This window comes from Waddliaceae bacterium, from assembly GCA_018694295.1.
Taxonomy (GTDB): Bacteria; Chlamydiota; Chlamydiia; order Chlamydiales; family JABHNK01; genus JABHNK01.
Genome location: JABHNK010000049.1, coordinates 1 through 6638 on the forward strand (window position 1 = coordinate 1; position 6638 = coordinate 6638).

A 6638-nucleotide genomic window follows, 5' to 3' on the forward strand; every position below is an offset into this window, starting at 1 on the left:
ATGTTTGAATTTTCTGTAGCATATAAGTATCTTATTCCTCGGCGCCGTCAGCTTTCGGTATCTATCATCACGATAATCTCTACGCTGGTAATCTCAGTAGTAGTATGGCTTATCCTCGTATTTTTCTCCGTAACGACTGGCCTTGAAAAAGGGTGGGTAGAAAAACTCGTAGCCCTAACGGCCCCAATAAGGCTCACCCCAACAGAAGAGTATTACCAGTCGTATTACTATAACGTCGACAGCATCAGCGACGCTTCCGACTATTCCACCAAGACCATCGGCGAGAAGCTGTCCGCCGAAAGTACCGACCCCTACGACCCCGGAATCGATATGGAGATACCTCCATACTGGCGATCTCCCGACACTAACGCCTCCGGCACGACAAAAGACCTCGTAAAAGATACGTTCTCCCTACTACAAAGCCAAGGCCTCACCGCCGGCGACTACGACCACGCTCTTGCGCAGATGCGTCTACGTCTCGTCAGGCATAGCAACGAAGGCATGGGATCGACAACACAGACGTTCCTAACACAAGGGTGCTACCTTTCATCGTTCGACGCCAAAAACCACAGCGTAGCAACAATAACCTTGGAACCCACAGCTTCAGACCTCGCAAATATCTTCGCACTACTAGCGACATCAGCAGACGCAGCAACAGAAGACATGCCTTCCAGCGACGACAGCGTCTCTTCGGAGACATTCCACGAAAAGCTTGATGCTTTCCTAGAAAACACCACGATAACACACCTGAAGACTCCCCCAGAAGGATGGTATATCCCCCCTTCTATGCTGAAAACACCGAAACTTTCGGCTTTCGCCCTCGTCGACGGTGATACTATGATAAAAGCTTCACTCGACGAAAAATCGATACCTTCGGCAGAATCACCGGAAGACCTCATCTTCAACATAGAGATCGACATCAAAGGCGTCACGCTTTCAGGCTCCACGCCATATGGAGAGCTAACAATCGGCGCGGCAACGACGACAAAAGCCTTCGAAGACGCCCCCGAAACTCCACCACCGTGGATATATACCGTCGAAGATGCCACAGTGATACCATCCGACGATGTCTTCGGCGAAGGCGTCATCGTAGGTAAAGGCTTCCGCGACCACGGCGTCCTTCTCGGCGACAGAGGATACCTCTCATACCATATGGTCACCGCCGGATCACTACAAGAGCAGCGCGTCCCGATGTACGTCGCAGGGTTCTACGACCCCGGAATCATCCCCCTAGGCGGTAAGTTCGTCCTTGCTGACAGCAGCGTGACGTCCCTGATAAACGCCACGACACGCGTCAACGACAACACCTTCGGCAATGGAATAAACGTATGGTTCGACGACGTCAACACCGCCGCCACAGTGAAAACCTCTATAACGAAGAGTCTCACCGAAAAAGGCCTCGCGAAATACTGGAACGTCGAGACCTTCAGGGAATACGAGTTCACAAAAGACATCCTCGAACAGCTACAAAGCGAGAAATACCTGTTCTCACTCCTCGCCATAATAATAATGATAGTAGCATGCTCGAATATCATCTCAATGCTCGTCCTCCTCGTCAATGACAAGAAGAAAGAAATCGGGATACTACAGTCGATGGGAGCATCGCGATGGAGCGTAGCGCTGATATTCGGCTTCTGTGGAATAATAATCGGCATAATAAGCTCAGGGATAGGGACTATAGCAGCAATAGCGACGATGCATAACCTCCCAGCAATAATCGATGTCCTTAGCGCTATACAAGGACACGAACTCCTCAACAGCACCTTCTACGGCGATACACTGCCAACAACGCTAAGCGCCGGCACACTGAAGTTCGTAATAATAGCAACGGCGACAACGTCACTGCTAGCAGGCGTCATCCCCGCAATAAAAGCCTCGCTCCTAAACCCTACGAAACTGCTGAGGTCGGAATGATGACGAAAAAAACCGTCCTACACGCAGAAAATATCCATAAGACCTTCAGACACCCGTCAAAAGTCTCTGTCCTCCGCGGTGTAGACCTCACAATACAGCAAGGCGAGTCTATAGCGATAATGGGCGCTTCAGGAGAAGGGAAAACAACGCTGCTAAACATAATCGGCACCCTAGAGAAACCCGACAAAGGCTCCCTCACACTCCTAGGGAAAAAAGCCTCTCCAGCAGCACGTAAAACAACGATAGGCTTCGTCTTCCAGAACTACAACCTCCTCGAAGACTATACCACCATAGAAAATGTCCTGATGCCAGCAAAGATAAGCCGTAAAACCACCACGAAAAACTCCCCCTCATACAAACGTGCCACATCCCTACTAGAAATGGTCGGCATAACAAACAGAGCGAACTTCAACGTAAAAGACCTCTCAGGCGGCGAAAGACAACGCGTGGCAATAGCACGTGCACTATGCAATAACCCAGACATAATCCTCGCAGATGAGCCCTCAGGGAACCTCGACCACGAAAACTCCAAAGCTATCCACGCCATCCTCCTCTCCTGCGTGAAAGACCACAACAAGGCACTAATCATCGTCACTCATGATATCGAACTCGCCACGATGTGCGACAAAATCTATACACTCCAAGATGGCAAGCTAATGTTAAGAGACCCTGCCTCTTAACAATCTCCACCAGAAGGCCGTATGCCCTCTGGACTCCCCAATTATGGGCTCATGCTGCGCAGAGGATCAGAATTCAAGGGGCTGCTAAAGCAGCCCATCGAATTCTGATCACCCGCAGTCGCCACCACGCTACGCGTGCTGCCGAGATATAAACCACAACGTGTAATATTTCTGCTGTTTTAGTGTCATTCAGAAAACTCTACTGCTCCCTCTTCCAAAACACTTGGTGGCTCTACAGGTCTTGCTGAAAGGAGAACACTAGTAGATACATTCTCAGGTCTTTTTTTACAACGTTTTCCAATCTCTGCGATGGCTGCGATGGCTACGATGGCTGTGAACATAGCAAGATAGACAAAAAACGCATATGGTTCAAGTCTCTCTTCCACAGACGTTCGTGGATCACAGTCTTGCTCAAATCGTAAGGGCGTCGAACATGGGCCATCTACTACAAAATCGCCTGTATTAGTATCATCATGTGGCACAGTTAACACATCATAAGTTTTTAAAGCTCCGTATCCAAGAGAAATCCTTCTCGTATCATTTTTAGGAATACCACCTCCCGTCACAATTACGACAGCTGTCATATCACCATCAAGAAAAAAATCAACCCTATGGAGTTCTTCACCATCTACCAGAAACCCTACACTATTGGGTCCAACATCTATCTTAAAATCATGAGTTTCATATTCACCCAAATCTTCTATGATCGTTACCTCTTCACATATACCATTGACAGATAAAATGGCTTTGACAGGCCTTGATAATAATGTTTCTCCGTCATATATCGGCTTGACTACTATAGCTGCTTTGAAATTTTGTCCTCCAGGCCAATCTACCACGCTGACTACTGCAGTGTCAATTCTCATTGAAGGACAACATTCAGCAGTAACGTTTCTCGGTACTGTATAGGGTTTTGATAATATTTTTACACTAGGTCCTATATTTCTAGATAAGGTAACGTGATCATCACCGATATTATACACTGGCAGATCTTTGTGATCTATTAGATCACTCCTAATACGTCTTAGTACATAATCATATACTTCATACGCCGAGGCCGAGTTATAATGCGGATACGCTTTAAGCTTCAAATGCGCAGGACCCGAATCTGTTTTACGCTGTATCGCGACATTTTCAGGTACCGGATTTTCGTATATCTGCTCTTCACAACCCATCACAACTATATTTCCCGCATCGGCACGCCACCACTCTACTGTTCTCGCAACACTCTCTTCCGGGCTTAATCCTTGAAGGGAAAAAGAATCAGCCCCTGCATGTACCACCGTACTGCAAGAAGACGGCATAGGACGTACATCGCCAGGCTCTCGAACATTGACAACTTTTCTCATGAAATAAGAACTATCATAACATTGCCTTTCTGTAGGATATGGTGGGAACGTTTCTTCCTCGACAACAGTTACGTCCCCGCTAGGCTCAGGAGCCTTCTCGATCCCGAAGATGTCTTCACAAAATTTTATAACATCAGCATGAGAGCAACCTATATCAACAAATGTTTCAGGATCATACTGTCGCTGTCGGCATTCTTCTTTAAAAGATGACTCCTTGGCAAGAACGCCCTGGCATACCGTCTGTAATACACCATCCGCCGTTCTCGATACTTGGAGAGGAAGGATAGGAGCAACATCTCGACGTGTCTCTTGAAATCCTACCATACTTCCTTGTGCCACTCTCGTCACCGCTGATAAAACTACTGCTCCTAATACTATCCTGGGAAGCTCATGTGATGCTGTTGAAATCAGCCCTCCTGTTTGCTTCATTAGTTTTCCTAGTTTTCCAAAAGCACGAAATACACTTCGGCCACCAAACATCCTTCCAACACTCGATCCCTGTGATACCTGCAAAAACGCAGCATCTTTATATCCTTCTACTGGACACTCACCTGTAGGTGGTAATTTACAACCTTTAAGCATCTCTAACACTCCCTCAAAAAATCTGTTAATTGCTAACTATAAATTCACTAAATACGAAAATTATACAAAAATTCGAATTTAACAACACCCTCTAATGTCAGTCAAGGGGGCCCTGCCCCTTGACAATCCCCGCCAGAAGGCCGTATGCCCTCTGGACTCCCCAATTATGGGCTCATGCTGCGCAGAGGATCAGAATTCAAGAGACGGCTAAGGCCGTCCCTTGAATTCTGATCACCCGCAGTCGCCACCACGCTACGAGTGCTGTCGAGATATAAACCACAGCGTCTGATAATGTTGGCGGGAAAGGTGATATATTATACCGCTAGGTCTATTGATTGGTTTTCATATAATCTTTTGTATCTTCTTTTTTTCGCGCTTTCTTACAACACGGATGACAGACACAATACACTACTAATGATACGACCAGTCCTTCCCACAATAAAATAATGAACCTCCCCGCAGCAAGCTACGGGGTATCGTTCTTTAGTTATTAGTTATTAGTTACGCAGCAAGCTGCGGGGAATAAAACCCGTAAAAAATATTTAACGACACATATCTTTTCACCACGCTACGCGTGCTGTAGATGGTAAATCACAACGTCTGATAATGTGGAGGCTTGTGCTTAATGTGCTATCATAGTCGTGAATACTGGCGCGCGCCCCTTCTTCTAACTAAAGGATTGTGAACTACTATTAGCTCCTCCTGTGATCCCAAATGATCGCCGCTGACATCCGACAAAGTTGGTAGCCTCTTTTCAAGCTCTTCTCGCGTTATCTTGTTTTCACGTCCGAATCTTTCTTTCATAAGCTCTAATTTATCAGAAAATAATTGTTGAGCCTCTTCTATTTGAGATCGTTCACCATCATTTATTCCAACATTTTGTAATACGATACTGATAGAGCTTATTTTTTTCGCGACACGCACTAAATCTTTTTCAAACAGATATTTATTAGGATTAAAAAAAAATGGACTTACAATGGACAAGATCGAACCTCTAGCACCACCGATAATACTAGCCGCCGATCCACCGATCCACCAAGCTTGAACTGCGGCTCCGACCACCGATATTCCGGCTACTGCTAATACTTCAGGAGTTAAAACTACCCATGCCCCAACAGAAACAATCGCTGTTGCTGCTGCCTCTCTTCTTTTGGTTTTATATTTTTTTAGAACAGCATCTTCTTCTTTATCAAGCTTTTGTAGTTGACTACATAAACTGGTTCCTTCTGGAAAAAACACGCTAGCACGAACAAGCATAATATTCTCCTCTTAAAATTTGTATTTTTGGCATGGTTCAAAATTTATATTTTTACATCAATATGCTATGTAATAACAAAAACCCTAAATGTAGAAACCGCAGCAGAACGCCCTAGCAGCACGGCCAATGCAGCAAAAAGGGCGCGTATTTAAACAGGAAGCACTTGTTGTAATTGCACGCCTTCACTTCTGTCCTTCGACAACTTAGCTGTCAGCTGCCTTTCAAGAGCTTCTCGCGTTATATTGAGACCTCCTGAGTATTTTGCTTTCATTCTTTCCAATTTAGTAGAAAACATTTCTTTGGCCTCAGACATTTGAGTCCTTTCTCTCGCCGTTATTCCAGATTGTTGTCCTAACATAACATCGATAGACTGTATTTTTCTCGCAACACGCACTAAATCTTTTTTAAACAGACATTTATTAGGACCGTAAGATTGAAGAAAAGCGAACGTGAGAATACCACCAACACAACAGAGCATACTAACAAGCCCACAAGCAACCAAATCGCTCGCAAGTCTTCCGTGAGGCGGGACTCCAAATTTTGCTAATGCTTGAGGCGATAAAGCTAAAATTGCCACACCAGAAACAATCGCTGTCGTAAGTGCCACCTTTCTTTTGGTTTGATATTTTTTTAGAACAGCATCTTCTTCTTTATCAAGCTTTTGTAGTTGACTACATAAACTGGTTCCTTCTGTAAAAAGCTCTCTGGCACGAACAAGCATAATATTCTCCTCTTAAAATTTGTATTTTTGGCATGGTTCAAAATTTATATTTTTACATCAATATGCTATGTAATAACAAAAACCCTAAATGTAGAAACCGCAGCAGAACGCCCTTGCAGCACGGCCAATGCAGC

Annotated in this window: 5 protein-coding genes; 2 read left to right on the plus strand and 3 right to left on the minus strand. The window is 45.2% G+C overall.

Annotation, left to right across the window (positions count from 1 at the left end):
- The coding region (locus HN980_04975; protein ID MBT6928827.1) for an FtsX-like permease family protein at positions 1–1914 on the plus strand (1914 nt) is incomplete at its 5' end.
- A complete protein-coding gene (locus tag HN980_04980) occupies positions 1911–2594 on the plus strand; it encodes an ABC transporter ATP-binding protein (GenBank protein MBT6928828.1) in 684 nt (227 codons plus the stop codon). The genes HN980_04975 and HN980_04980, both read left to right, overlap by 4 nt.
- A 185-nt stretch (positions 2595–2779) precedes the next feature.
- Here HN980_04980 and HN980_04985 read toward each other — a convergent pair whose 3' ends face one another.
- The 3 genes from HN980_04985 to HN980_04995 all read right to left on the minus strand — a co-directional run bounded on the left by HN980_04985 (position 2780) and on the right by HN980_04995 (position 6504).
- Complete coding sequence (locus HN980_04985; protein MBT6928829.1) at positions 2780–4525, minus strand: hypothetical protein; 1746 nt, start codon at positions 4523–4525, stop codon at positions 2780–2782.
- Between the two features lie 633 nt (positions 4526–5158).
- The gene (locus tag HN980_04990) at positions 5159–5782 is read right to left on the minus strand and encodes a hypothetical protein (GenBank protein MBT6928830.1); all 624 of its coding nucleotides are present in this window, start codon (positions 5780–5782) and stop codon (positions 5159–5161) included.
- A gap of 149 nt (positions 5783–5931) precedes the next feature.
- Complete coding sequence (locus tag HN980_04995) at positions 5932–6504, minus strand: hypothetical protein (GenBank protein MBT6928831.1); 573 nt, start codon at positions 6502–6504, stop codon at positions 5932–5934.
- Between the last annotated feature and the right edge of the window lie 134 nt (positions 6505–6638).

What these genes read in the sequence shown, in the direction of transcription:
- HN980_04980 (MBT6928828.1), top strand. Translation starts at nt 1,911, where the DNA reads ATGATGACGAAAAAAACCGTCCTACACGCAGAAAATATCCATAAGACC.
- HN980_04985 (MBT6928829.1), bottom strand. Translation starts at nt 4,525, where the DNA reads ATGCTTAAAGGTTGTAAATTACCACCTACAGGTGAGTGTCCAGTAGAA.
- HN980_04990 (MBT6928830.1), bottom strand. Translation starts at nt 5,782, where the DNA reads ATGCTTGTTCGTGCTAGCGTGTTTTTTCCAGAAGGAACCAGTTTATGT.
- HN980_04995 (MBT6928831.1), bottom strand. Translation starts at nt 6,504, where the DNA reads ATGCTTGTTCGTGCCAGAGAGCTTTTTACAGAAGGAACCAGTTTATGT.